Genomic DNA, 24,406 nt, shown 5'->3' with positions numbered 1-24,406 from the left:
TTCAGATATAGTTGGAGACAACGAGCGGAGCGCGCAGTTTGTTCCGGATCGGCGCCGCCCAAGTGAACACATTGGGAGGCATGTTCATGACCGCCGGGGCGATCGGTCGCAGCCTCAATCCAGCTCCTGCTGGATGGTGCGGGCCAGCGCGAACAGGCGCTGGTCGATGGTGGTCGGCACCTCGCAGACGAATCGCACCACGCGTCCGCGGTCCTCGAAAATCCGCGTCTCCCAGACCAGCTGATTGCCGAGCTCATCGACCTTGGCCTGATCCGGCGGTGTGGCGTCCTGCAGTGCCTGCAGCGCGAGCGTATCGGCGCGAATCTTTTCCGCGGCCTCCCGCTGCTTGCGCATCACGCGTTCGAGCCCGTTCATCACCGAGGCCCGCTGCCCGTTGAGCGTGTTGAACAGGCCCGCGAACAGCAGCTTTCCCGCATTGGCCTTGTCGGCCGCGGCGGCCGACAGGAACTCGGTGATCTCTTTCTGCGCGTCCTCCAGCGGAATGCGGCGTGCCGCGAGCTTGGCCGCGAGTGCGCTGATCTTCGGATCGTCCTTCCATTTGGTCTCGGCATCGCCCAGCGGCGGCCCGGCCCAGACGGCGGCGAGCGAGATCTCGGGCACCTTGGCCTGTGCGCAAGGCCAGTCCGGATAGCGCGGGTCCGCGGCGGATGCGACCTGGTTCGACAGAACCATCGCGCACAGCGCGCCCAGTCCGATTCGTAGACCTCTCATGCCTCGCCTCCGCCGGGTCCGCGGCGCACCAGGCCGCGCGAGGGATCGTAAGCCACGATCGCGCCGATCATGAACACCACCGTGCAGCCGCCGACCACCGCGAGCGAAACCCAGTTCATCTTGCCATACAGCGCGAACCGGATCAGCTCCACCGCATGGGTGAACGGATTGCACTGGCAGACATAATACAGCATCGGGCTGCCTTCCTGCACGCGCCACAGCGGGTAGAGCGCCGACGATGCAAAGAACATCGGGAAGATCACAAAGTTCATCACGCCGGCGAAATTCTCCAGCTGCTTGATGCTGGCCGAGATCAGCATGCCCAATGCGCCGAGCATCAGGCCCGACAGCACCAGCGCCGGAAGCACAGTGAGATAGCCGATCGTCGGCGGCGCGATATCCCAGAACCACGCAATGACGAGGAAAGCGTAGACCTGCAGCAGCGAGACCGCCGTGCCGGCGAGCAGCTTGCAGAACAGGAGGTAGCCGCGCGGCAGCGGGCTGACCAGCAGCGTGCGCATGTTGCCCATCTCGCGGTCATAGACCATCGACAGCGAGGATTGCATGCCGTTGAAGAGCTGGATCATCGCCATCAGGCCGGGCGCGATATAGACCTCGTAGAGGATGTAGGTCTCATAGGGCGGGATGATCGAGATGCCGAGCACCTGACGGAAGCCGGCGGCGAAGATGAACAGCCAGACCAGCGGCCTGACCAGCGCCGAGACGAAGCGCTCGCGCTGATGTAGGAAACGCAGCGCCTCGCGCCACACGATGCCGTTCAGGCAGACGATGTATTCGGACAGCGAGAAGCCGCTTCGCTCGGGCGTCACCGTCGTACTGCTCATGACGGCGGTCTCCCCGAAAGTGTGGCCGTTCCGGTCAGGCGCATGAACGCGGTGTTGACGTCCTGGGCGCCGGCCTCCGCGATCACGCGCGACACCGGGCCGTGCGCCAGCATCCTGCCCTGATGCAGCACGACGAGGTCGTCGTTCGCATGATCTCGTCGAACAGATGGGTTGCCCAGAGCACGCCGATGCCTTGTTCGGTGACGAGCTGCCGGACATGGTCGAGAATGTCGGCGCGCGCCTTGACGTCGAGCCCGACGGTGGCCTCGTCCAGCAGCAACAGCTTGGGACGGTGCAGCAGCGCGCGGGCGATCTCGAGCCGCCGCATCTGGCCGCCCGAGAGGTCGCGCACCTTGCTGCCGGCGCGGTCGGCAAGGCCGATGCGGCCGAGCACCTCGGCGCTGCGCATCCGCGCCTCGCGCCGCGAGATGCCGTGCAGCGCGGCGTGATAGAGCAGGTTCTGCGTCAGCGAGAGATCGAGATCGAGCGTGCGCGGCTGGAACACGACGCCCATCAGCCGCAGCGCTTCACCGGGCGTCCGACTGATGTCGTGGCCGAAGATCTTGATCTGGCCGTTCTGGATGCCGAACAGCCGCGTCACCAGCGAGAACAGCGTGCTCTTGCCGGCGCCATTGAGGCCCAGCAGCGCGGTGAAACTCGCCGGTGCGACCGTGAAACTGACATCGATCAGGGCGCGCCGCGGCCCGTAGCTGTGGCTGACATTGCCGATCGACAGTGCCGGCTGCACGGCCGCTTCTGCTCCGGGGGCTGAGTCCGGCGAGGGCTGGCTCGCGATATGGGCGTCGGTTGCGGTCATGGCTGCGCGATCGTGATCCCCCAGGGCAGTTCGCCGACCTGAATGGTCTTGATCACCTTCTGGGCCGCGACGTCGATCACCGAGACATCGTTCGAGACGCCGTTGGTGACCAGCAGATATTTTTCGTCCGGGGTGAAGTCCATGTGCCAGACCCGTTGGCCGACCAGGAGATATTTGATCACCTTGTGGCTGGTGGCATCGACCACCGCGACGCGGTTGGCAGGGCCAAGTGCGATGAACGCCGTCTTGTCATCCTTGGTCATGCCGATGCCGACCGGCTGGATCGCCTCGCTCCGCAGGCCCGGAATCTCGAAGGTGATCTTGCCCGTCACCTCGTGCTTGACGGGATCGACGATCGACACCGTCCCGCCGATCTCGGACGATACCCACAACTCAGAGCTGTTGTGCTTGAACTGGGCAAAGCGCGGCCGCGAATCGACCAGCACATTGGCGACGATCTGGCGCGTCGCCGTGTCGATGAAATGCGCCATGTTGGTGGTTTCGGAGGTGTTGATCAGGATCTTGCCGTCCGGGCTGATCGTCATGCCCTCGGGCTCGACGCCGACCTGGATGTCGCCGATCCGGGCGCGTTTCTCGAGATCGATCACGGTGACCGTGTTGTCGTTCTCGTTGGCGACATACATGGTCTTGCCGGCGGCATCCTGGGCGAACAGTTCAGGGTCGGGGCCGGAGGGCAGGGTGTCGACGATCTCCTGGGTCTTGGTGTCGATCACCTGGATCGTGTCGTCATCGCCGACCGCGACCATCACGAATTTGCCGTCGCGTGAGAACTCGATGCCGCGTGGCCGCTGGCCGACCTTGATGGTTTTTGTCACGGTCCAGCTCGTGGTGTCGATCACCGTGACCGTGTTGCCCTTTTCGTTGGAGACATAGGCAACAAAAGCGGATGCCGGCGCCGCGGCAAGCCAAATCAGCATCCCGGTCAACAGACAGCGGCGCCACATAAGTTGGTTCTCCTTCACTGCAGCTTGCACTTCGTTTCAGGCCGGTCAACACCGAGCGTGTCGAGTTCGGAGACCTGATGCAGGAAACCTTCCTGCGGCGAGACCGAGACCACCATACGACCATCGGCCAGCAGGATCGGCTGGCGCAGCTGCAGATTCCAGTTTCGCAGGGTCAATCGCGTGCCCTTGAAGGCGGCGATCGAGAAGTCGGGGCCCTTGAGGAAGGCGATGACCTTCCTGAGATCCCCCGAATTGGTGCGCGACGTGGCTTCCCCGATCATGCGCGCGGCGGTCCAGGCCTGCATATCGATCGCCGTCATGCGGCGCATGTTCAGCTTGATGAAGCGGTTCTGAATCTGGACGGCGCCCCATTGATCATGCGCCGCGTCCCAGCTGGTCGGCACCAGGCCGGCCGAGCCCGCCACCGGCCGCGGGTCCCAGGTCCGGTAAGGCAGATAGTTCGCGAACACCTCGCTCTCGTCGGCCGCGACCAGCACGTCGTAAGCCGGCGCCTGCTGCGTGAACACCGGCATCTGGCGCTGGATTAGCGTGACGCCAGAGTCGGTGCGGCGTGCGCCGCCGGTGTCCTCGAATGTCCGTTCCTGGACGATCTTGGCGCCGAAACGCGTGGCGGCGCGGCGCAGCGCGTCGGCATAGAGTTTGTCCTGATCGTGCGAGCCGACCACCAGGACCCAGCGCTTCCACTGCTTCCACACCAGGTACTGGCCAAGCGCGTCAGCCAGCATCGAGCGGGTCGGTGCGACATGGATGACGTTGCCGCGGCAGTCCTGCTCGCGCAACCGATCGTCGATCGCGCCTGCATTCAGCAGCACGGTGCCGCGGTCGCGCAGCGCATCGGCGACCTTGAGCAGGGCATCGGCGGGCAGGTCGGTGATGATGTAGTCGTTGCGGCCGGCGAGATCGGTCGCGACCTTGGCGACGTCGTCGCTGTCCTTGACCTTGATCTCGTCGAGCACGAAGCGCTGGTTGAGGAATTTCCCGGTCGTATTGTTGTCCTCGATCGCAAGCCGTGCGCCGGCGATGCCGTCATTGTCGGCCGGCTGGTCGAGCAGCGAAAGCGTCGATTTGACGCCGGCGTGGCCGAGATAGCCGATATGGACCTCGACGGGATCAGCCGCCAGCGCTCCGGTCGCCATCATGCTGAGCGCGATCGTGCCGATCAGCCATCGGAACATAACTCCTCCCGCAGTCTTTCTTCACCGGGCATGGCGATTGTCGGACCATGCGTTGACGTGCAAGATGACCGAATTGGCCTAGCTTGCAACCCCGCTTTTTGTCGTTGCGAGGTTACAAATTTCGATTGGTTCACAATCATGAGATCAACGTTCGCCTTCGTCGTCGCTTTGCTGGTGATGTCTGCGGCGGCCGCGCGCGCCGAGCCGCCCAGGCTCGCGGTGTTCGACCTCGAGATGATCGACACCAGCCTGCAAGGCGAGGTCAACGGGCCGCGGACTGACGAGCAGGCACGGCTGCTCCGGACCGGCGATCAGGTGCGCAAGGAGCTCGCGGAATCAGGCAGGTTCCGCGTGCTCGACATCTCGCCCGTCAATGTTGCGGCACACGGCAGCAATCTTCAGGCCTGCGGCGGGTGCGATGTGAAGCTGGCCGGCGAGCTGGGCGCCGATCTCGTGATGACAGGCGTGGTGCAGAAGGTCTCCAACCTGATCCTCAACATCAATCTCTATCTGCGTGACGTGCACAGCGGGCAATTGCTGGCCGCGGCGAGCGCCGACATGCGCGGCAATACCGACGAATCCTGGTCGCGCGCCACCAATTACCTCGTGCGCAACCGCCTGCTCGCCCCGAATTACGGCGTGCCGCAATCGCGATAGCTTCGCGCACGGATTTTCCCCGTCATCCTGAGGAGCGCGTAGCGTGTCTCGAAGGATGAACGGCCCACCTCCAGCCGCGCGGAGAAAGTAGGGGCCGTCGACCCTTCGAGACGCCGCTTCGCGGCTCCTCCAGCGACAACGGCAAAGCCGTTGCGCGGGGGTGACGGAGATGGACCGGCGTTGTCCTAAGTGATGATCACGCCTTCAGCCGCGCGGCGTGCCAGCGCAGATGATCGGCCATGAAGGTCGAGATGAAGTAGTAGCTGTGGTCGTAGCCCGGTTGACGCCGCAGAGTGAGGGGAATGTTGGCCTTCTCGCATGCGGCTTTCAGCAGTTCGGGCCGCAGCTGCTCGGTGAGAAAGCCGTCGGCATCGCCGTAGTCGACCAGCAGATCGGAGAAGCGGGCGCCGTCCTCGATCAGCGCCACCGCATCGTGCTTTCGCCACGCCTGCTTGTTGCTGCCGAGATAGCCGCCGAGCGCCTTGTTGCCCCACGGCACCTGCGACGGCGCCACGATCGGCGCAAACGCGCTCGCCGCGCGATAACGATCGGGATGGCGCAGCGCCACCGTCAGCGCGCCATGGCCGCCCATCGAGTGACCGAGGATCGATTGCCGCGTCGTGTCGACCGGAAAATGCTCGGCGATCAGCTTTGGCAATTCCTCGGTGACGTAGCTCCACATCCGGTAATTGGTCGCGAACGGCTGCTCTGTCGCATCGACATAGAAGCCCGCGCCGAGGCCGAAATCGTAAGCATTGGCGGGATCACCGGGGACGCCTTCGCCGCGCGGGCTGGTGTCGGGCGCAACGAAGATCAGGCCGAGTTCGGCGCATGCCTGGCGGAATTCGCCCTTCTCGGTGACGTTGGCGTGCGTGCAGGTCAGGCCCGACAGATAGGTGACGACGGGCAATTTGGCGCCGGCCGTGTGCGCCGGGACAAACACCGAGAAGGTCATATCGGTCTTGGTCTCGCGGCTTGGATGCCGGTACACGGCCTGCGTGCCGCCATGCGACTTGTTCTGGGAAACCGTCTGCATTGTCGTATTCCTCTGGGTTGGAGTGCTGCGCGTCAGCCGACGCCGCTCTCGATCGCGAGGCGCACGAGCTCTGCCGAGGTGCGCACGCCAAGCTTCTGACGCATGATCGATGACGTGTTCGCGACCGTCTTGTACGACGAATGCACCAGCCAGGCGATCTCCGACAGGCTCTTGCCGGAACTGAGCAGGCGCAGGATCTCCATCTCGCGCGACGTCAGCTTGGACAGCGGATTCTGCGCAAAGCCCGGCCGCGCAAAGGCGACATTGCGTGCGATCGCAGGCGGCAAATAGACGCCGCCATTGCCGACCTCGCGCACCGCCTCCACCAGGTCGTTGGGATCGCCCGTCTTCGAGACGTAGCCCTTAGCGCCGATATCGATGGCGCGGGCGGCGAACACCGGGTCGTCGTTCATGCTGAACATGATGAGGCGCACGGACGCATCGTGCGACAGGATGCGGCGCGCCAGCTCGAAGCCGGAGACCGTCGGCAGGTTGATGTCGATCACGCAGAGATCGGGCTTTTCAGCGACGAAAGCCCGTTCGCCGCTCTCGGCATCCGCGGCTTCCAGCAGGATGATCTCGGGATCGTCGGCGAACACGGTGCGACAACCCGAGGCGACGATGGGATGATCATCAACAATCAGAATGCGCATGGCGTTGTTCCGCGGCCTTCCTTGGCTCACTCATCATCACATCGGTTAGCACGAAGCACACGTCGGTTCCGGCCGCTTGTGCACCTGGCGCGAGATTGCGATAGGCTGCGATTAGATAGCCGGGCAAATTTGGCTGTCAACGATCCTCTCGGAGGAGGGATCGCGGGTCGGGGGCAACGTCATGTGGCAAAAGCTATCCTTGCGCGCACGGATCAACCTGCTGCTGGCGCTGATATTGGCGCTTGGACTGGGCGTCAATATTGCGCGGCTCGTACTGGAAGCGGGGCCGCGTGTCCAGGCCGAGGATCAGAGCGTGATCAGGCTGGCGCGCGAGTTTGTCGCGACGATCGTGGCCGGTCTCGACGAGGCGCCGGACCCCGATGCGCGGCTCGATCAGATCGTCGAGGACCTGAGCCGGCTGCGCCATGTCAGCATCTCGCGGCAGGATGACGCGACCGCAAAGCCGGCGGAGCGGGCGGAGGAGGCCGGCGATCCGCGCGCCCCACCGGAATGGTTCGTGGCGCTGGTGCATCCCGAGCAGACCTCGGTGCGGGTGCCGATCTCGGTTCACGGCAAGCCGCAATCGCTGGTCATCACCTCGCATCCGGATGATGAAATGGCCGAGATCTGGGACGGCATCGTCACCCAGCTCGAGGTCGGCTCCGCGATTGCGGTGGCGCTGCTTCTCGTCACGATGCTGGTGGTCGGCCGTGCGCTTGCGCCGCTCGAGGCGCTGTCGCAGGCCATGACCGGCATCGAGGCCGGGGATTATGATGCGCGCGTCGAGCCCGGCGGATCGCCGGAATTGGCGGCAATCTGTGCCAAACTGAACCATTTGGCGGCGACCCTTGGCGAAGCCGTGGACAGCAAGCGGCAGCTGGCCGAACGCGCGGTGTCGCTGCAGGATTCCGAGCGCAAGGAGATCGCGCGCGAACTGCATGATGAGTTCGGGCCGTATTTGTTTGCGCTGCGCGCGCATGCCGCCGCGCTGAACCGGCTGTCGGAGGTCGAAAAGCCCGATCCCTCGGCGCTGCGCAAGCACGGCAATGCCATCCTCGAGCAGGTCAATGCGCTCCAGCAGTTCACCCGCCGCATCCTGGAGCGCTTGCGGCCGGTCGGACTGGCCGAGCTCGGGCTTGCGGAAGCGCTTGGCGCGCTGGTGCGGATGTGGGGTGAGTCGCACCCCGAGGTGGAGATCGAGAGCTGCATTTCGCCCGATCTCGGCGAGACCGGCGAGATGGCCGATTTGACGATCTATCGCATCGTCCAGGAGGCGCTCACCAATGTGTTCCGCCACGCCGGCGCAACTGAAGTCGACATCATGATCGAGCCTGCGGAGCGGCAGGCAGGCCCGCGCGGCAGCCGTGGCTGCGCGCTGGTGCGGGTTCGCGACAACGGCCGCGGTATGCTCGGGGATCACCGGCTTGGGCGCGGTTTATCCGGCATGCGGGAGCGAATCCTCGCGCTTGGAGGCACGCTCAATATCACTTCAGGCGATGACGGCGTGACGGTCGAGGCGCTGGTGCCGAAGGCCGCACCGTCCTAGGGGGCGGATCGCGGCAAGTATGCGAAGGCGGCCCAGACAAGCGCCAGTGCGCCGGCGATCCAGAGCACGATGATCGCGGTCATGCCGGCCCGGCTGGTCGGGCGCTGCAATATGGTGCTGGCCTTGGCGCGGCATTCCGCCATCACCTCGTCGGGAACGAGCGCGATCGCAAGCCGGATGCCGAGCGGCAGCAGGATCAGATCGTCGAGATAGCCGATGACAGGGATGAAATCCGGAATCAAATCGATCGGCGACAGTGCGTAGGCGGCCACCGCGACCGCAACGGCCTTGGCGTACCAGGGCACGCGCGGATCACGCGCTGCGAGATACAGCGCGACGCTGTCCCGTTTGAGGTTTCGCGCCCAGGTTTTGAGTGAATGCTTGATCGAGGAAAGTTTGGTCGCGGACAGCATGGCGTGACGCCTGCACGCCAGGCGGAAACGCTATTCCAGCACCACGTCGGCCGGCATGCCGCCGTGCAGACCCTTGTGGACGGAGGAGGGCGCGATGCCAAAATACTTCCGGAACACGCGGCTGAAATGCGAGGAGCTTGAGAAGCCCCAGGAGAACGCGACATCGGTGATGGTCTTGCCGTTCTGTGATTCCAGCTCCTGCCGGCAATTCTGCAGCCGGGCCTTCCAGATGTAATCACTGACGGTCATGCCGCGATCGCTGAACAGCATGTGCAGATAGCGCTTCGAGCAGCCGAGCGCCGCGGAAATGCGGTCGATGCAGAGATCGGGATCGCGCAGATGCTCGCGGATGAAGCCCTGGGCCCGCACGTAGGTCGCCTCCGCGCTGCCGCGGTCGAACATGGCGCCGGTCTCGCGCAGCGGCAGCAGCAGCAGGTCGATCAGCGCATCGGCGACGCCGACCGCGTTGACCGGGGTCAGCGTCGGGGCCTCGCCGAACGCGGCATGGACGAAATCATAGGCGATGCGGCCGGTGCCGTTGCGCGCCGACAGCTTGCACGGCGCCATCTTGGAGAGCTGGAAGCCGCGCTCCTTCAGCAGGTCCTTCGGCACGATGACAACCTCGTGACGGGTCAGGGACGGGCTGATGATCGTATGCGGGCAGGACACATCGTAGGCGAAGCAGTCGCCCGGCATGATGTCGAAGTGCAGGCCGTCCTGCTCGAAATGCGAGACGCCATGGGTCTGGAACACGATCTTGATGTAGGGGTGCTCGCTCAGCTTGATGCGCGAGATGGTGTGCGCGATCCGGTGCTGGCTTGCCTCGATCTGGCACAGCTTCAATCGCGAGACCGTCGTGAAATTGATCCGGCCCTCGAGCGAAGATCCCTCGAGCGCATCGACGTCGAACTGACCGCAGAGGTCAGTGAGCGCATCCGACCAGCGCTGGATCTGACGCTTGGGCGTCAAACCGTTCGTGCTGAGTGAATGGACTGTATCGGTCATCTTTCCAGCCACCGATTCGATCCCCAACGTGACTGCTCACCGAGCTTAGGTCTGGCCCGGGATGATGCGCCTTCTCCCTGATTCTGAACAGCTTAGGGAGGCGGCGGGATTTCTTCCCGGTTAATGTCGGGTGATCCTCCGACTTAGTTCTGGGCGCGTCAAGCGCAACCTTGGGCCGCTTCCATCTGACGCTGGAACGGCACCGAGGGCGTTTGATGCCCTGCAACATGAGGCGGCCTTTCCTGCCAATTGGGGGCCCGGCCGCAAAAATCTGACAAAGCTTCGCTTCTGAGCAAACGGCGCTTCGCTGCTGGGCAAGTCAGCGGGGTTCGATCGGACTACGACTGAGCAACCAAAATGGAAGAAGTGGGGCCGTTTCGGCGGAAACCCTTGAGCTCTTGAACCCTGGGAGGAAATCCACGATGCGCAAGTTGCTTTACGCGACCAGCCTTGGCGCCATGGCGGTGTTCGCCGCCGGAGCTGCCAATGCCAATGAAGAACTCAGCAAGATGTCGCAGAACCCGAAAGACTGGGTAATGCCGGCTGGCGACTACGCCAATACGCGCTATTCGAAGCTGAATCAGATTAACGCTTCGAATGTCGGAAAGTTGCAGGTCGCCTGGACGTTTTCGACCGGCGTGCTGCGCGGCCACGAGGGCGGTCCGCTGATCATCGGCAACATGATGTACGTCCACACGCCGTTCCCAAACAAGGTCTATGCTCTTGACCTTTCGCAGGACAACAAGATCGTCTGGAAGTATGAGCCGAAGCAGGATCCGAACGTCATTCCGGTGATGTGCTGCGACACGGTCAACCGCGGCGTTGCCTATGGCGACGGCAAGATCTTCCTGCACCAGGCCGACACCACGCTGGTGGCGCTCGATGCCAAGACCGGCAAGGTGGAATGGACAGTGAAGAACGGCGATCCCAGCAAGGGCTCGACCGGCACCTCCGCGCCGCTGGTGGTCAAGGACAAGGTTCTGCTCGGCATCTCCGGTGGCGAATTCGGTGTCCAGGCTCATGTGACCGCCTACGACATCAAGACCGGCAAGCAGGTCTGGCGTGGCTTCTCGGAAGGTCCGGATGACCAGATCCTGGTCGACGACAAGACCACCGAGCTCGGCAAGCCGGTCGGCAAGGACTCGAGCCTGAAGACGTGGCAAGGCGATCAGTGGAAGATCGGCGGCGGCGCGACCTGGGGCTGGATCTCCTACGATCCCGAACTGAACCTCGTCTACTACGGGTCGGGCAACCCCTCAACCTGGAATCCGAAGCAGCGTCCCGGTGACAACAAGTGGTCGATGACGATCTGGGCACGCAACCCGGATACCGGCGTCGCCAAGTGGGTTTACCAGATGACGCCCCATGACGAATGGGACTATGACGGCATCAACGAGATGATCCTCTCGGATCAATCGATCAACGGCACCCCGCGCAAGCTCTTGACGCATTTCGATCGTAACGGCCTCGGCTATACGCTCGATCGCGCCACCGGCGAACTGCTGGTCGCCGAGAAGTACGATCCGAAGGTGAACTGGACCTCCGGCGTCGACATGAACAAGAGCTCGCCGACCTATGGTCGCCCGAAGGTTCTTGACGCAGCGTCGACCGACAAGGCCGGCGAGGACGTCAACGTGAAGGGCATCTGCCCGGCGGCGCTCGGTTCGAAGGACGAGCAGCCGGCAGCCTACTCGCCGGACACCCAGCTGTTCTACGTGCCGACCAACCACGTCTGCATGGACTACGAGCCGTTCAAGGTGAGCTACACCGCAGGTCAGCCCTATGTCGGCGCGACGCTGTCGATGTATCCGCCTCCCGGTGAAACCCACATGGGCAACTTCATCGCCTGGGACGGCAAGACCGGCAAGATCGTGTGGTCGAACAAGGAGCAGTTCTCGGTCTGGTCGGGTGCGCTCGCGACCGCCGGCGGCGTGGTGTTCTACGGCACGCTGGAAGGCTACCTGAAGGCAGTCGACGCCAAGACGGGCAAGGAACTCTACAAGTTCAAGACCCCGTCCGGCATCATCGGCAACGTCACCACCTATGAGAACGGCGGCAAGCAGTACATCGCCATTCTTTCGGGTGTTGGCGGTTGGGCGGGCATCGGCCTCGCGGCCGGTCTGACCGATCCGACGGCCGGTCTCGGTGCGGTCGGTGGCTATGCCGCGCTGAGCAACTACACCGCGCTCGGCGGAACGCTCACCGTGTTCTCGCTGCCGCAGCAGTGAGCTGAGTAAGCTCGTTCCGGCGCATGGAGCGATCTCCATGCGCCGGACCGTCTTCAATCTGCACGCGAGGATATGCTTTTGCGTAAGATCTGGTTTGTGAGTGCCGCGATCTTTGTCGTGGCAATGGGTGGAGTTGCCTCCGCCGAGGACGCGGGTGATCCGACCGCCGTCAAGTCCGAGGACGGCAAGTATCTCGACAAGGATGGAGACCCGACGTTCAAGGTGGCGCCCGACGGCACGGTGGACTGGTACACCTACTCCGGATACCGCCGCTATCATTCGGAGTGCCACGTCTGCCACGGACCCGATGGCATGGGCTCGACCTACGCGCCGGCGTTGAAGGATTCGCTGAAGACCATGAGTTATGCCGACTTCATGGGCGTGGTCGCGAGCGGCCGCAAGAATGTCTCTACGGCGCAGGAGAACGTGATGCCGGCATTCGGCGATAACCCGAACGTTGCCTGCTACATGGACGACCTCTATGTGTACCTGCGCGCCCGCGCCAATGATGCGACCGGGCGTGTTCGGCCGGCCAAGCACGAAGACAAATCGGAAGCCTACACCAAGGCGGAAGACGCCTGCATGGGCAACAAGAAGTGAGCGTGTCCGGCGCGAACGGCAACCTGTTTAATATTTGTTGGAGACCAAGATGAAGACCCGCGCCGCAGTCGCATTCGAAGCAAAGATGCCGCTTGAGATCGTCGAGCTCGACCTGGAAGGCCCCAAGGCCGGCGAGGTCCTTGTCGAGATCAAGGCGACGGGCATCTGTCACACCGATGCCTACACGCTCGACGGCTTCGACAGCGAAGGCATCTTTCCGTCGGTCCTCGGGCACGAAGGCGCCGGCATCGTTCGCGAGGTCGGCGCCGGCGTGACGTCGGTGAAGCCGGGCGATCACGTGATCCCGCTCTACACGCCCGAGTGCCGGCAGTGCAAAAGCTGTCTCAGCCAGAAGACCAATCTCTGCACCGCGATCCGCGCCACCCAGGGCAAGGGCGTGATGCCCGACGGCACCTCGCGCTTCAGCTACAAGGGCAAGCCGGTTTTCCACTACATGGGCTGCTCGACCTTCTCGAACTTCACCGTGCTGCCCGAGATCGCGGTGGCCAAGATTCGCGAGGACGCGCCGTTCGACAAGAGCTGCTACATCGGCTGCGGCGTCACCACCGGCGTCGGTGCGGTGGTGAACACCGCCAAGGTGACGCCAGGCTCGAACGTCGTCGTGTTCGGCCTCGGCGGCATCGGCCTCAACGTGATCCAGGGCGCCAAGATGGTCGGCGCCGACAAGATCATCGGCGTCGACATCAACGACTCCAAGGACAATTGGGGCCGCCAGTTCGGCATGACGCATTTCGTCAACCCGACCAAGGTCTCCGGCGACATCGTCCAGCACCTGGTTGGCCTGACCGACGGCGGCGCCGACTACACCTTCGACTGCACCGGCAACACCAACGTGATGCGCCAGGCGCTGGAAGCCTGCCACCGCGGCTGGGGCGTCTCGGTGGTGATCGGCGTCGCGGAATCCGGCAAGGAAATCGCGACCCGGCCGTTCCAGCTCGTCACCGGACGGGTCTGGAAGGGCACCGCCTTCGGCGGCGCGCGCGGTCGTACCGACGTGCCGAAGATCGTCGACTGGTACATGAACGGAAAGATCCAGATCGATCCGATGATCACCCACGTGCTGAAGCTCGAGGAGATCAACAAGGGCTTCGACCTCATGCACGAGGGCAAGTCGATCCGTTCGGTCGTCGTGTTCTAAAAATCAAAACACCAAGCACTAGGAGGATAGGTCAATGACTGTTCATATCCACCCGTCAATCGACAACGGCGTCAAGCAAGGCTCCGGCAGTTTCGCCGGCGGCACGCTTGTCTGCAAATGCGCGGACAAGAAGGTCAAGGTCGGGGTCAAGGGCGACGTCGCCCATAACCACGCCTGCGGCTGCACCAAATGCTGGAAGCCTTCGGGCGCCACCTTCTCGGTGGTCGCGGTGGTGCCGCGCGAGAACGTCACCGTGCTGGAAAACGGCGACAAGCTGAAGATCGTCGATACGGCGGCGGTGATTCAGCGCCACGCCTGCTCGGGCTGCGGCACTCACATGTACGGCCGGATCGAGAACAAGGGCCATCCGTTCTACGGCCTCGACTTCGTCCACCCCGAGCTGTTCCAGGAGTCCGGCTCGGCGGCTCCGGGATTTGCCGCTTTCGTCTCGTCGGTGATCGAGTCCGGCGTCAAGCCGGCCGATATGGCCGGGATCCGGTCGCGGCTGAAGGAGCTTGGGCTCGAGCCCTATGATTGCCTGTCGCCGCCGCTGATGGACGCAATCGCCACCCACGTGGCGAACTCCAAGGCGGCTTAAGGCAGCCTAATCTCAAGGCAGCCTAGCGGAGGCGGCCTGAACGGTCGGGCCTGACGAGATCCTGCGCCGGCAGAGGGCTGCCGGTGTTGGGTATGCTGGTAGTACCCGTGACCTTGAACCTTGCATGCCCTGCGGGCGACCACAGGGCATGCATTTTATTTTCCGCCTTGCCCTCGCGCTTTCCCCGATCCTGGTCCTTTCGCACGCCCACGCGGCGTCGCCGGAAGACCGCTACATTGCCGCGCGTGACGCCGCGATCGCCAAATTCGCCAAGCAGGCGAATGACGGCAAGACCGGCGAGGCCGTCGACAAGGCCGAGGCGGCGGCGCGCGACGAGCTGAAGACGCAGCTCACCGCAATCCTGTCCGAGCCCGCCCGGCCGGGCTTTGCGCCCGCCCAGCTCAACCTCGACACTCTCTATAAGGGCGATATGGGGTTCGGCATGCTGGACGGCCTGCGCTTCGATGCCGACAAGGGCAGGGACGGCGGCAAGATCGGCGAGCAGCGCCCCGACGGGAGCTTCGTCGAGCCGAAGGCCCATATCATCGTCACCACCGAAGCCCTGTTCACCCGCTGGCTGCACGAGCACAAGACCTGGTGGGACAAGGGCAGCAAGAACGTGCCGCAACAGATCGAAGCGGCTCTGAAGTTCGAAGGCCTCTACACCCAGGCGATCTCGACCGATGCCGCGGTGATCAACTTCGACCAACTGCCGGTCGCCAAGCCGTCGTCGGCCACCCTGACATACGGCTTCCTGGCCGGCCGCACCCAGGATTCGACCCCCGAGGCCGCCGACGAGGTGTTCGTCGCGGCGCTTGCCAACGGCAAGTTCTACATCGCCTATGGCGAGATCGCGCCTGCCGTGCAGGTGCCGGCCTGCGCGACCATTCGTGCCGACTACAACAAGAAGGCCGACGCGGCGGCCGAGAAGCTCGATCGCAAAGAGATCACGAAGAAGGCCTATGACAAGCTCGGCGATTTGCGCCAACAGGGCGACGACGCCTTCAAGCGCTGCTTCGTTCAGCACGCGCCAGAGCAACCGGCATTCGCAGAGGCCACCAAACAGGCCCAGGCGCTGCTGCAGACCGCGATCGGCAGGTAATTTGACCGATCTATTCCCATTCTCCGAACAGCAGACACATCCACACCACCTGCAAGATCGGCCAGGCCGCGAATGCGCTACATAGCAGCCCATTGCCGAGCGGTGCTCTCCGTCGGCGCACTCGCACGAGGGAGATGATTGCGAATGGCAGCAGCAGAAGAAATGTCGGTGCGAAAATCGCGCCGTATAAGATGACGAGCTCCGCGTGAGCGGCAATGCCTTCCTGCATGACGGATTGCAGCAGCAAGAAGTACATGACGAGGAGTATAGGGGAAAACAGGGCCGACGACGCTGCCGGCGAAAAGCCTGACGAATCGATGCCAGGCCTGTTCACCCATGTCCCGATGATGATCCACCCCGACAAGAACATGACGACAAGCGGCACGCCCAGCTTCAACAGAACGTCCTGGGCGTTCATGATGCTCGTCAAATAGAGTGCCACATCAGCTCCACGCGCTGCGCCATGAGTGCTTCGATCGTCCGCGATTGATGTCGATCGATCGCAGCCTTCGTCTTAACAACATGGCGAGGCCGATGATGGATTTTGTCGTGCAGAATTCGCGGTTTGTCGTGCAGGGTTCGTGCAGAGGGCGGCTAGGGTCGCGGTAAATGGCGCGGCGCGGGTTTGATCGGCGACCCGCGCGCCCCTATCTTCCCCGGAAAGGTCTGCATCCCGGGGAGACGCCATGACTACCGCCATCAGCCCGTTTCGCATCGCCGTCAGCGACGACGTCCTCGAGGATCTGCGCACCCGGCTGCGCCGGACCCGCTGGCCGGAGGCCGAACTGGTCGACGACTGGAGCCAGGGCGCGCCGCTGCAGTGGATCAGGGAGGTCTGCCACTATTGGGCCGAGACCTATGATTGGCGGCAGCGCGAGGCGCAGCTCAACCGTTTCAGCCAGTTCACGACCGAGATCGACGGGCTCGACATCCACTTCATTCATGTCCGCTCAAAGCATCCGGAGGCAAGGCCGCTGATCATCACCCATGGCTGGCCCGGTTCGGTGGTCGAATTCCACAAGGTGATCGAGCCGCTGACCGATCCGACCGCGCATGGCGGCAGCGCGGCCGATGCCTTCCACGTGGTGTGCCCGTCATTGCCGGGCTTCGGCTTCTCCGCCAAGCCGGCCGCGACAGGCTGGGGCGTCGACCGGATCGCCAGGGCCTGGGCCGTCCTGATGGAACGGCTCGGCTATGCCAGCTATTTCGCGCAAGGCGGCGATTGGGGCTCCGCGGTCACGACCGCGATCGGCGGTCAGGACGCTGCACACTGCGCCGGCATTCACATCACGCTCGCGATGTCGACGCGGCCCAATGTCGAGGGGAAGCCGACGCCGGAGGAGACCCGCGCGCTCAACGGCATCAAATACTATGCCGACTGGGATTCCGGTTATTCCAAACAGCAGTCCACCCGGCCGCAGACGCTTGGCTATGGCCTGACGGATTCGCCGAGCGGGCAGGCGGCCTGGATCCTGGAAAAATTCTGGGCCTGGACCGACTGCGACGGGCATCCGGAGAACATCCTGGGCCGCGACGAACTGCTCGACAATGTGATGCTGTACTGGGTCACCGCGACGGCCGCGTCGTCGGCGCGGCTCTACTGGGAAAGCTTTGGGCCGGGCAAGCGAACCCTCCACAGAGTGAGCGTGCCGACCGGCGTTGCGGTGTTCCCCAAGGAGATCGTCACGCCGGTCCGCAAATGGATGGAGACGAGCTTCACCAACATCCAGCACTGGAGCGAGATGCCGAAGGGTGGGCATTTCTCGGCGTTCGAACAGCCTGAGCTGTTTGTCGGTGAGGTCCGGGAGTTTTTCAGGAAACTGCGCTGACGATAGGCTAGCCGTGTAGGATGGGTGGAGCGCAGCGATACCCATCGTTCGCGCCGCGAATCTGAGTTGATGGGTATCGCTGCGCTCCACCCATCCTACGGAGGGACGTCAGCGTGCTGCTTGACCCCCGCGACGGTGACTTTGAGGACGATGCCGCCAGTCCCGAACAGCGTTCGTTGTTCGCGATCGTGGGCAGCCTTCTCGTTGAGATCAGCCCGGCGAAGCTGTTATTCGCCTGGACGGTTTCGCTTCTGGTTCCGGGCGTGCTACTCGGCCTCGCGCCGCTGGTCGCGTCCGCCTGGATTTCGGGCCTTTCCCAACACGCTCTTGCACTGTCCGAAGCGGGCGCCGTGTTGGCGCTCATTGTGATCGCGGCGTTAGGATGGCTCGGCGGGCGACCGCTGTTTCAAATCGCGGAAACCAGCTTCTGGTCACTTAACGCGCTCGCGGTCCAGCCGAGCTACGCGTTCGCGCGCGAGGCGCTGGGCCATCTGGCCGAGCTATTCTGGCACTCCGGCGCAACTCCTGCCTCCCGCATGCGGCTGCGCCGCAGTTGCTCCGTCGGCGCCGGCATACTGCTCGCTGCGGGTGCGGCATTGATCGCCGTCCTGGCCTGGCCTGCTTCGCAATGGAAGGCGACCATCAATGACCTTGTTCTGATCCATCATCTTGTGGTGCCGACGTTCGCGAACGCTGTGGTGCTGGTGTCCTGCTATCTTGCGGTGGCATCACTGGCCTGGAGTGTGGCCGACGCCAGCATGGATCAACCGGCCGACCTTGCCGGGTTCGACGCGACGCCGTCAGGAGGCCGCGTCTGGCGCGTTGCACATCTGTCCGATCTTCACGTGGTCGGCGAGCGATACGGCTTCCGCATCGAAAGCGGGACGGCCGGTCCGCGAGGAAACGAACGCTTCAATCGCGTGCTGGCTCGGCTTGCCGAAATTCACGCCGTTGATCCGCTCGACCAAGTGCTGATCAGCGGCGATATGACCGATGCCGGCCGGCCCGGCGAATGGGCGGAATTTCTCGATGCATTGGCAGGTCATCCCGACCTTGCCGCACGCATCATCATGCTTCCGGGGAATCATGACGTTAACGTCGTGGATCGCGCCAATCCCGCGCGTCTCGACCTGCCGTTCAGCCCAAGCAAGCGGCTGCGGCAGATGCGTACGCTATCGGCGATCGCGGCGGTCCAGGGTGATCGCGTGCGCGTCATCGATGGTTCCGGCAAGCCATCGGCGACGCTGAACCAGGCACTGGCGCCCTCCTATGATCGGATCACGCAATTTGCGCAGCACGGGGGCGTGCGCCGCGCAGCGGCGCTCCGCGGCCTGTTCGATGATCAGTTTCCAATGATCGTGCCGCCGGACGGGGACGGCGGCCTCGGGATCGCCGTTCTCAACTCCAACGCCGAAACCCACTTCTCCTTCACGAACGCGCTCGGTTTGGTTTCGGAGGCGCAAACGCGGCGATTGGAGGCTGCGATCCGTCATTTCCCGACGGCGTACTGGACCATCGCCCTACACCATCACCTGATGGAATATCCCATGCCGGTGAAGACGTTCGCCGAGCGCATTGGGACGGCGTTGATCAACGGCAGTTGGTTTGTGCGCAGGCTGCAAAGGTTTTCCGACCGCTCGGTTGTGATGCACGGTCACCGTCATATCGATTGGATCGGTACATGTGGTGCATCGAAGATCGTCTCGGCCCCGTCGCCGGTGATGGGGGCCGATGATGCAGCCAGCTATTTTTACATCCACAGAATGATGGTCGGGCCGGACCGGAAGCTCTGCCTCGCCGAGCCCGAGCGGGTGGAGATTGCCAAGAGTTAGAGCGTTTTCGAGCGAAGTGGATACCGGTTCGCGTGAAGAAGACGCGTCAAAACAAGAATCTAGAGTCGTTCCGATTCCATCGGAACGGCTCTAGGCCGTTTTCGGCTTGTCTTCGTGTGATCCGCCGAAGAGATCGGCGATCCAAGCGGCCGGGGGATACTCGGCGCAGAAGGTCAGAATAGCGAGCGTGATCGGCACGCCGATGAAGGTCCCGAACAGGCCCCAAAGTGAGCTCCAGAAGAAGATCGCAAACAGAACCAGGAACGGCGAGATCGACAACGTCGAGCCGGCCACCCGCGGTTCGATATAGCTGCCGACCACGAACTGGATGACGTTGAGACAGGCGAACACACCAAACACCGCAGGCCAACTGTCGAACTGCGTCATGGCCAGCAGGGTGGGGAACAGCGTCGCGATGAAAGGGCCGATGAAAGGAATGTAGTTGAGGACAAAGGCGATCACGCCCCATTCGAAAGCGAATGGCAGTCCGGTCACGGCAGCGAACAGGCCGACCAGCAGACCGGTGACCGCGCTCATTTGCGTCCGCACCAGCATATATTTGCGGAACTTCGCGGCCGTGGCTTTGCTGCCCTTGAGCAAGACGCGCGCAGCTGTGCGATTCTCCAGCCGCCCAATTCGTCGACCAGCGTCCTCGACCTCGAGAAGTCCCAGCACGACATAGACCAGCGCGATGAGCCAGAAACTCAGCGTGGTGTTGATGCGACCCGTGACATATTGAGTGGTGCGCAGCAGCCAGCCGACATTGAAGTGCTCCGCCCAAAGGCCGGCGAATGAGACGCCATGGCCGTCCAGCCACATCACTGCGGCGTCGTAGAAGGCCTGATACCGCGCCGCGTCCGCAATCAAATTGCGCCCGACGCGGCCGAATCCCCATGCCGCCAGCGAAGCAAACGCGACGCAGGTTGCAGCCGTAACAACGACCGTAATGGCGAGCGCGAGGAGTTTCGGCAGCCACGACTGAAGCCGCTTCTGAACGGGCCAGACGATCGCAATGATGAACAGGGCGGCCGCAAGCGGGGCGAGCACACTGCGCGCCTGGGCCACTGCCGCAGTGACCAGCACCACGGCGATGATGCCGGTCGTGATCTTCAACCCGCCACCCATCTTTGGATTCTCCCAGAACACAAAGATTGTCAGTCTGTCTCGCAGTGCGACGAGGCCGGCACCTCCGTCAAGCTGACGGAGACCTCGCGAAAGGTACGACCCATCGCAAGTGTGCCATGTTCCTACGTACGTTGCCAGATGCGCAGGACCGCGGCGATCGCCAGGCGTGTGCAATTGAAATCGGAAGGGAAGATCAAACATTCAACCGTCGGCGCGCGGTGCGGATCGTCGGTCAGCGCTGCGGCTGCCCTGACAACACTACTCCGCGAGGTCGCCGACGAACTGCCTGACGTTATCAAGCACCGCTTGCCGATCGCCGGCGAAAGCCCAGTGATCGGCGCCGTCGAGCTCGACGAATCGCGCGTGTGGGATGTTGTCGGCGAGATGTCTCCCGGCACCGATGCGGACGGCGCGGTCGCCGCGGCGGTGCAGCACCAGGGTCGGAACGGTAACCCGCCCCAGAAGATGTCGCACATCCGTGTCGCGCAGCGTCTCCAGCACGCCCCTGATGGCGCCAGGGCTTGAGGCCGCACGAAGCAGGCCGGCCCACCAGGCCCTCGCCTTGGCATCGCCGGCCAGACTCGGCGCAAAAGTTTCGATACCGGCAGGGCCGCCCCAGGCCGAAACGAGCTGCTGCAGCCACGCATCATACTGCTCGGCGTTCAACGCATGCGGATAGTCGGGCGCGGCACTTCCCTTCGCGAGCGAAGCGAACAGGATTAGTCCGGCGACGCGGTCGGGATGATCGGCGGCGAACCTGATGCAGGCCGGTCCGCCTTCGGATGCGCCGAACAGCACGACCCGGCGCGAGCCCGTGGCATCAAGCACGGTGCGGATGTCCTGCGCAGTTGCCTCGGCGTTGGGGGTGAACCCGACCCGGTCAGACAGGCCGACGCCACGGCGATCAAGCAGGACGAGACGGCCCATCGCCGCAAGCGAGGAAAGGAAGGCTCGGCACCTTGCGTCCTCCCAGACCCGTTCGACATGAGACACGAAGCCGGGCAGCATCAGAACGTCGGTGGGCCCTTTGCCATAGGTCTGGAATGCGAGATGCACGTTGCCTCCGCTGACATATTGCGTCGTCGGCGGCTCCGCGGCGCCGGCCTCGAGCAGCGCGCTGGTCTCGGCTTCGGGCGCCACGTCGAGTTCGTTGCGCAGACGCCGCGTCAGCGCCTTGAGCTGGCGCTCGGCCGCGGCCCTGTCGCCCCCCAGCAGGAGATTGCGGATGAAGTGGCGGGAATAGATTTCGCTGAGCGGATCGAGTGCCACCAGACGGCCGGCATGTGCGGCGGCGGAGGCATAGTCGCCCGCCGCGTGCTTCTCCTGCACAACCCGCTCGAGCGCCTGGATCGCGCGGCCGCGCAAGGCCTCTCTTCGAAAGAACGCCCATTCGTCGAATTGCGGACAATCGCCGGGCGAGAAGCCGTCGAGGAAATCGGCTTGATAGAGACCGCAGGCGCGCTCGAACTCGCCGCGCTCGCAAGCCTGTTCAAACAGGCGTGAATCGATGTCCAGTTTGATCCCCGCCGATAATCGAACTGTGGATCTGTCGGATGCGATGACATCGCCGAGCGCGAGCTGCAGGCGATGCAACAGCCGACGCAGCCGGGCTCTTACCACCTCGGCGGGGCTTTCCGGCCACAACATGGTCGCAATCGCATCGCGTCCGACCGGGCCTTTCGCCTCAGCCAGATAGACCAGCAGTGCAAGTCCCTTGCGCAGCGCCAACGGGCGCAGGCGGTCATCACAACGAACCTCCGGAAATCCGAGCGTCCGGACACTGAACGAAGCCATACCGATGCGATCTTCGATGAAGGCGTCCGGGGACGCTCAAGGGACGCCGCGATGCTAGCACCGGGGGCATTGCGCCGCCACCTTCTGGAGAAACGTCATGACCGGACGCGCCGTTGCCCTCATCTATGGCCTCGCGAGCTACCTCGTCTTCTCGATTTCATTTGCCTATGCGTCGGTTTTTACCGGCAATTTTCTTGTCCCGAAGACGATCGATGTCGGACCGGACAGCGGGTTAGCGCAGGCGCTCGCGATCGACGCGATTTTGCTCGGGATATTCGCGATCCAGCACAGCGTCATGGCGCGTCAGGGCTTCAAGCGCTGGTGGACGCGCATCGTCCCGGCTTCCTGTGAGCGCAGCACCTATGTGCTGATATCGAGCTTTCTGTTGATCCTGATCTTCTGGCAGTGGCGTCCGATCGTCGCGACAGTCTGGCGCGTCGAGGGTTGGCCGGAAGTAATGCTGACATCAATCTTCTGGATGGGCTGGCTGATCGCGCTGATGTCGACATTCCAGATCGATCATTTCGAGCTGTTTGGATTGCGCCAGGTCGTCGATGTGCTACGCGGAGCAGCCGATCGCATGCCAGCGTTCAAGACGCCGCTACTGTACCGGCTGGTCCGTCACCCGCTGATGCTGGGTCTGCTGCTCGCCTTCTGGGCGACGCCGCACATGACGGCCGGGCATCTGTTGTTTGCTGTCGCGACCACCGGCTACATCTTTATCGGCGTCAGGCTCGAGGAACGGGACCTGGTTGCGCAGTTCGGCGCCAGCTACGAGCAGTATCGCCAACGCGTTCCGATGCTGCTGCCGCGTCTTCCTGGCGGTGCCCCGATCGCTCCAGAAACCCGCCACGGAGGCTGATATGCGCGCTATTGTTTGCAAGGCCTTCAAAGGTATCGAAGACCTGAGCTTCGCCGAGATCGCCGAACCGCGCCCGGCAGCAAACGAGGTTCTCGTCGATGTCCATGCCGCGTCCGTCAGCTACATGGATTACCTGATGAGTTGCGGCGGCTATCAGATGCGGCCGGCGCTTCCCTACGTGCCCGGTACGGACGCTGCCGGAATCGTGCTGGCTTGTGGTGACCGGGTCACGCGCTTCCGGCCCGGCGACCGTGTCAGTTGCGGAAACTGGTTCGGTGCATTTGCGGAGCGGATGGTTGCCAGGGAGAGCAGCGTCGCATTGCTGCCGGCCAACGTAGATTTCACCGTGGGGTCAACAGTGCTGCACACCTATCTCACGGCCTGGTACGCCCTGATCGAGCGGGCGCGCCTGCAGGCGGGCGAGACGGTGCTCGTGACGGGCGCTGCCGGCGGAGTTGGTCTCGCCTGCGTCGAGATGGCGCATTTGATGGGCGCGCGGGTCATTGCCGTCGTGGGCAGTGCTGCGAAGGCGACCATGGTGCGCGCGCATGGCGCTGCCGAGATCGTCGACCATTCGCGCGAAGATGTGCGTGAACGTGTGAAGGCTCTTGCGGGGGACAAGGGCCTCGACATTTGCGTCGACAATATCGGCGGTGCGCTGTTCGCGACCCTTGCAAGGTTTATGGGCTGGAACGGTCGGCTGCTCCCAATCGGATTCACCAGCGGCGAAATCCCGTCGCTCGCGATGAATCTACCTCTGCTCAAGAACTATTCGGTCGTCGGCGTCTTTGTCGGCGCCTGGATGGAGCGTTGTCCGGAACAAGCGGCCCGCGCGACGGAAGCCGTCATGGCATGGGTCGGCGAGGGCAAGCTGCGGCCGCAGGTCGACCGGGTGCTTCCGCTCCAATGTGCCGGCGAGGCGATGAGCCTGGTTGCGAACCGGCGCGCGATGGGGCGAATTGTGCTGCAGGTCAGACAAGACCTTTGACCGATCTCTGCGCGAACTTCGTAGAATGGGTGGAGCGCAGCGCTACCACCAGGCCGCATCGGAGGCTGGAACGACGGGTATCGCTTCGCTCCTCCACCCGGGCTGTGCGGCGCGTGGTGCGGATCGCCGGTCAGCGCTGCGATTTCCGCTTTTGCTTGTTCGAGGTCCTGACTTCACGCGCAACTGCCCAAAAATACCCGCCGCAGAATGCAACGATCGCGACGATCACACTGGCGGCGATAATCTCTTGCATGTCTGCGGTTCTCCAAGTACACGTAGCACATCTGCGTGGGAAATAGACCCACGTAGAGCCGGAATCGGTTTCGAGATGTATCGTGCTGGAGCGAATGCATGGTGAGAGTAAGCGCTGCGGACAGGCGTCTTCGGGCGATCGTCGCTCTCGTCGTCCTTGCCGGCATCGGTT

At 63.5% G+C, this 24,406-nt stretch carries 23 protein-coding genes and 1 pseudogene; 11 read left to right on the top strand and 13 right to left on the bottom strand.

Annotated elements, in window-relative coordinates; genetic code table 11:
- Nucleotides 1–114 precede the first annotated feature (114 nt).
- From V5279_RS31780 to V5279_RS31760, 5 genes and pseudogenes are all read right to left on the bottom strand, one after another.
- Complete coding sequence (locus V5279_RS31780; RefSeq protein ID WP_035976578.1) at nt 115–732, bottom strand: hypothetical protein; 618 nt, start codon at nt 730–732, stop codon at nt 115–117.
- Nucleotides 729–1,577, bottom strand: a complete 849-nt coding sequence (locus V5279_RS31775; RefSeq protein WP_338691074.1) for an ABC transporter permease — start codon at nt 1,575–1,577, stop codon at nt 729–731. Before V5279_RS31775 ends, V5279_RS31780 begins: the two co-directional genes overlap by 4 nt.
- A pseudogene (locus tag V5279_RS31770) lies at nt 1,574–2,394 on the bottom strand (ABC transporter ATP-binding protein). The gene V5279_RS31775 and the pseudogene V5279_RS31770 overlap by 4 nt, the downstream one beginning before the upstream one ends.
- On the bottom strand, nt 2,391–3,359 hold the full coding sequence (locus tag V5279_RS31765; RefSeq protein ID WP_338691073.1) for a YVTN family beta-propeller repeat protein: 969 nt from the start codon (nt 3,357–3,359) through the stop codon (nt 2,391–2,393). Before V5279_RS31765 ends, V5279_RS31770 begins: the two are co-directional and overlap by 4 nt.
- A gap of 14 nt (nt 3,360–3,373) precedes the next feature.
- Entirely contained in the window at nt 3,374–4,555 is a 1,182-nt protein-coding gene (locus V5279_RS31760; protein ID WP_338691072.1) for an ABC transporter substrate-binding protein, read from the bottom strand.
- 177 nt (nt 4,556–4,732) lie between these two features.
- Here V5279_RS31760 and V5279_RS31755 point away from each other — a divergent pair, with 177 nt between their 5' ends.
- Nucleotides 4,733–5,212 carry a DUF3280 domain-containing protein gene (locus V5279_RS31755; RefSeq protein ID WP_338701465.1) on the top strand — a complete coding sequence of 160 codons (480 nt, stop codon included), beginning with the start codon at nt 4,733–4,735 and terminating at the stop codon, nt 5,210–5,212.
- 196 nt (nt 5,213–5,408) lie between these two features.
- Here the strand turns inward: V5279_RS31755 and fghA are convergent, their stop codons facing one another.
- Together fghA and V5279_RS31745 are read right to left on the bottom strand one after the other, a co-directional pair.
- Nucleotides 5,409–6,248, bottom strand: a complete 840-nt coding sequence (fghA, locus tag V5279_RS31750; protein WP_338691071.1) for an S-formylglutathione hydrolase — start codon at nt 6,246–6,248, stop codon at nt 5,409–5,411.
- Nucleotides 6,249–6,280: 32 nt separating this feature from the next.
- Nucleotides 6,281–6,901, bottom strand: coding sequence for a response regulator transcription factor (locus V5279_RS31745; RefSeq protein WP_338691070.1), 621 nt, complete (start codon nt 6,899–6,901; stop codon nt 6,281–6,283).
- 181 nt (nt 6,902–7,082) lie between these two features.
- Between V5279_RS31745 and V5279_RS31740 the strand changes: the two genes are divergently transcribed.
- Nucleotides 7,083–8,447: a histidine kinase gene (locus tag V5279_RS31740; RefSeq protein WP_338691069.1), complete on the top strand. Its 1,365-nt coding sequence runs from the start codon at nt 7,083–7,085 to the stop codon at nt 8,445–8,447.
- Here V5279_RS31740 and V5279_RS31735 read toward each other — a convergent pair.
- Together V5279_RS31735 and V5279_RS31730 are read right to left on the bottom strand one after the other, a co-directional pair.
- A complete protein-coding gene (locus V5279_RS31735) occupies nt 8,444–8,860 on the bottom strand; it encodes a YkvA family protein (protein ID WP_338691068.1) in 417 nt (138 codons plus the stop codon). The two genes, V5279_RS31740 and V5279_RS31735, sit on opposite strands and share 4 nt — an antisense overlap.
- 30 nt (nt 8,861–8,890) lie before the next feature.
- Nucleotides 8,891–9,865: a helix-turn-helix domain-containing protein gene (locus V5279_RS31730; RefSeq protein WP_029080049.1), complete on the bottom strand. Its 975-nt coding sequence runs from the start codon at nt 9,863–9,865 to the stop codon at nt 8,891–8,893.
- Between the two features lie 422 nt (nt 9,866–10,287).
- Here V5279_RS31730 and xoxF5 point away from each other — a divergent pair, with 422 nt between their 5' ends.
- The 5 genes from xoxF5 (at nt 10,288) to V5279_RS31705 (ending at nt 15,552) form a co-directional block, all read left to right on the top strand.
- Nucleotides 10,288–12,093, top strand: coding sequence for a lanthanide-dependent methanol dehydrogenase XoxF5 (gene xoxF5, locus V5279_RS31725; protein WP_166305411.1), 1,806 nt, complete (start codon nt 10,288–10,290; stop codon nt 12,091–12,093).
- A gap of 123 nt (nt 12,094–12,216) precedes the next feature.
- A complete protein-coding gene (locus V5279_RS31720) occupies nt 12,217–12,693 on the top strand; it encodes a c-type cytochrome, methanol metabolism-related (RefSeq protein ID WP_035976611.1) in 477 nt (158 codons plus the stop codon).
- 49 nt (nt 12,694–12,742) lie between these two features.
- A complete protein-coding gene (locus V5279_RS31715) occupies nt 12,743–13,852 on the top strand; it encodes an S-(hydroxymethyl)glutathione dehydrogenase/class III alcohol dehydrogenase (RefSeq protein WP_338691067.1) in 1,110 nt (369 codons plus the stop codon).
- Between the two features lie 34 nt (nt 13,853–13,886).
- Entirely contained in the window at nt 13,887–14,450 is a 564-nt protein-coding gene (gene gfa / locus V5279_RS31710; protein WP_166305414.1) for an S-(hydroxymethyl)glutathione synthase, read from the top strand.
- A 148-nt stretch (nt 14,451–14,598) separates the two neighbouring features.
- Complete coding sequence (locus tag V5279_RS31705; protein ID WP_166305417.1) at nt 14,599–15,552, top strand: hypothetical protein; 954 nt, start codon at nt 14,599–14,601, stop codon at nt 15,550–15,552.
- 10 nt (nt 15,553–15,562) lie between these two features.
- Here V5279_RS31705 and V5279_RS31700 read toward each other — a convergent pair whose 3' ends face one another.
- Nucleotides 15,563–15,994 (bottom strand): hypothetical protein, encoded by a 432-nt coding sequence (locus V5279_RS31700; protein ID WP_338691066.1) that lies wholly within the window; start codon nt 15,992–15,994, stop codon nt 15,563–15,565.
- A gap of 244 nt (nt 15,995–16,238) precedes the next feature.
- Between V5279_RS31700 and V5279_RS31695 the strand changes: the two genes are divergently transcribed.
- On the top strand, nt 16,239–17,381 hold the full coding sequence (locus V5279_RS31695) for an epoxide hydrolase family protein (RefSeq protein WP_338691065.1): 1,143 nt from the start codon (nt 16,239–16,241) through the stop codon (nt 17,379–17,381).
- 113 nt (nt 17,382–17,494) lie between these two features.
- Nucleotides 17,495–19,213 (top strand): metallophosphoesterase family protein, encoded by a 1,719-nt coding sequence (locus V5279_RS31690; RefSeq protein ID WP_338691064.1) that lies wholly within the window; start codon nt 17,495–17,497, stop codon nt 19,211–19,213.
- Between the two features lie 90 nt (nt 19,214–19,303).
- On the opposite strand, the gene V5279_RS31685 is transcribed toward V5279_RS31690, so the two are convergent.
- Nucleotides 19,304–20,338, bottom strand: a complete 1,035-nt coding sequence (locus V5279_RS31685) for an AI-2E family transporter (protein WP_338701464.1) — start codon at nt 20,336–20,338, stop codon at nt 19,304–19,306.
- Nucleotides 20,339–20,596: 258 nt separating this feature from the next.
- Entirely contained in the window at nt 20,597–22,132 is a 1,536-nt protein-coding gene (locus V5279_RS31680; protein WP_338691063.1) for an alpha/beta fold hydrolase, read from the bottom strand.
- A gap of 97 nt (nt 22,133–22,229) precedes the next feature.
- Here V5279_RS31680 and mddA point away from each other — a divergent pair, with 97 nt between their 5' ends.
- Nucleotides 22,230–22,994 (top strand): methanethiol S-methyltransferase, encoded by a 765-nt coding sequence (gene mddA / locus V5279_RS31675; protein WP_338691062.1) that lies wholly within the window; start codon nt 22,230–22,232, stop codon nt 22,992–22,994.
- Nucleotide 22,995: 1 nt separating this feature from the next.
- The gene (locus V5279_RS31670; protein ID WP_338691061.1) at nt 22,996–23,982 is read left to right on the top strand and encodes an NADPH:quinone oxidoreductase family protein; all 987 of its coding nucleotides are present in this window, start codon (nt 22,996–22,998) and stop codon (nt 23,980–23,982) included.
- A gap of 130 nt (nt 23,983–24,112) precedes the next feature.
- On the opposite strand, the gene V5279_RS31665 is transcribed toward V5279_RS31670, so the two are convergent.
- Nucleotides 24,113–24,235 carry a hypothetical protein gene (locus tag V5279_RS31665; protein ID WP_338691060.1) on the bottom strand — a complete coding sequence of 41 codons (123 nt, stop codon included), beginning with the start codon at nt 24,233–24,235 and terminating at the stop codon, nt 24,113–24,115.
- Between the last annotated feature and the right edge of the window lie 171 nt (nt 24,236–24,406).

It is taken from the genome of Bradyrhizobium sp. 26S5, assembly GCF_036923295.1.
In the GTDB taxonomy this organism is placed as follows: domain Bacteria; phylum Pseudomonadota; class Alphaproteobacteria; order Rhizobiales; family Xanthobacteraceae; genus Bradyrhizobium; species Bradyrhizobium septentrionale.
The sequence above is the reverse complement of the archived record's forward strand: the minus strand, read 5'-3'. Positions and strand labels throughout refer to the sequence as shown.

What these genes read in the sequence shown, in the direction of transcription:
- V5279_RS31780 (WP_035976578.1), bottom strand. Translation starts at nt 732, where the DNA reads ATGAGAGGTCTACGAATCGGACTGGGCGCGCTGTGCGCGATGGTTCTG.
- V5279_RS31775 (WP_338691074.1), bottom strand. Translation starts at nt 1,577, where the DNA reads ATGAGCAGTACGACGGTGACGCCCGAGCGAAGCGGCTTCTCGCTGTCC.
- V5279_RS31765 (WP_338691073.1), bottom strand. Translation starts at nt 3,359, where the DNA reads ATGTGGCGCCGCTGTCTGTTGACCGGGATGCTGATTTGGCTTGCCGCG.
- V5279_RS31760 (WP_338691072.1), bottom strand. Translation starts at nt 4,555, where the DNA reads ATGTTCCGATGGCTGATCGGCACGATCGCGCTCAGCATGATGGCGACC.
- V5279_RS31755 (WP_338701465.1), top strand. Translation starts at nt 4,733, where the DNA reads ATGTCTGCGGCGGCCGCGCGCGCCGAGCCGCCCAGGCTCGCGGTGTTC.
- fghA (WP_338691071.1), bottom strand. Translation starts at nt 6,248, where the DNA reads ATGCAGACGGTTTCCCAGAACAAGTCGCATGGCGGCACGCAGGCCGTG.
- V5279_RS31745 (WP_338691070.1), bottom strand. Translation starts at nt 6,901, where the DNA reads ATGCGCATTCTGATTGTTGATGATCATCCCATCGTCGCCTCGGGTTGT.
- V5279_RS31740 (WP_338691069.1), top strand. Translation starts at nt 7,083, where the DNA reads ATGTGGCAAAAGCTATCCTTGCGCGCACGGATCAACCTGCTGCTGGCG.
- V5279_RS31735 (WP_338691068.1), bottom strand. Translation starts at nt 8,860, where the DNA reads ATGCTGTCCGCGACCAAACTTTCCTCGATCAAGCATTCACTCAAAACC.
- V5279_RS31730 (WP_029080049.1), bottom strand. Translation starts at nt 9,865, where the DNA reads ATGACCGATACAGTCCATTCACTCAGCACGAACGGTTTGACGCCCAAG.
- xoxF5 (WP_166305411.1), top strand. Translation starts at nt 10,288, where the DNA reads ATGCGCAAGTTGCTTTACGCGACCAGCCTTGGCGCCATGGCGGTGTTC.
- V5279_RS31720 (WP_035976611.1), top strand. Translation starts at nt 12,217, where the DNA reads ATGGGTGGAGTTGCCTCCGCCGAGGACGCGGGTGATCCGACCGCCGTC.
- V5279_RS31715 (WP_338691067.1), top strand. Translation starts at nt 12,743, where the DNA reads ATGAAGACCCGCGCCGCAGTCGCATTCGAAGCAAAGATGCCGCTTGAG.
- gfa (WP_166305414.1), top strand. Translation starts at nt 13,887, where the DNA reads ATGACTGTTCATATCCACCCGTCAATCGACAACGGCGTCAAGCAAGGC.
- V5279_RS31705 (WP_166305417.1), top strand. Translation starts at nt 14,599, where the DNA reads ATGCATTTTATTTTCCGCCTTGCCCTCGCGCTTTCCCCGATCCTGGTC.
- V5279_RS31695 (WP_338691065.1), top strand. Translation starts at nt 16,239, where the DNA reads ATGACTACCGCCATCAGCCCGTTTCGCATCGCCGTCAGCGACGACGTC.
- V5279_RS31685 (WP_338701464.1), bottom strand. Translation starts at nt 20,338, where the DNA reads ATGGGTGGCGGGTTGAAGATCACGACCGGCATCATCGCCGTGGTGCTG.
- V5279_RS31680 (WP_338691063.1), bottom strand. Translation starts at nt 22,132, where the DNA reads ATGGCTTCGTTCAGTGTCCGGACGCTCGGATTTCCGGAGGTTCGTTGT.
- mddA (WP_338691062.1), top strand. Translation starts at nt 22,230, where the DNA reads ATGACCGGACGCGCCGTTGCCCTCATCTATGGCCTCGCGAGCTACCTC.
- V5279_RS31670 (WP_338691061.1), top strand. Translation starts at nt 22,996, where the DNA reads ATGCGCGCTATTGTTTGCAAGGCCTTCAAAGGTATCGAAGACCTGAGC.
- V5279_RS31665 (WP_338691060.1), bottom strand. Translation starts at nt 24,235, where the DNA reads ATGCAAGAGATTATCGCCGCCAGTGTGATCGTCGCGATCGTTGCATTC.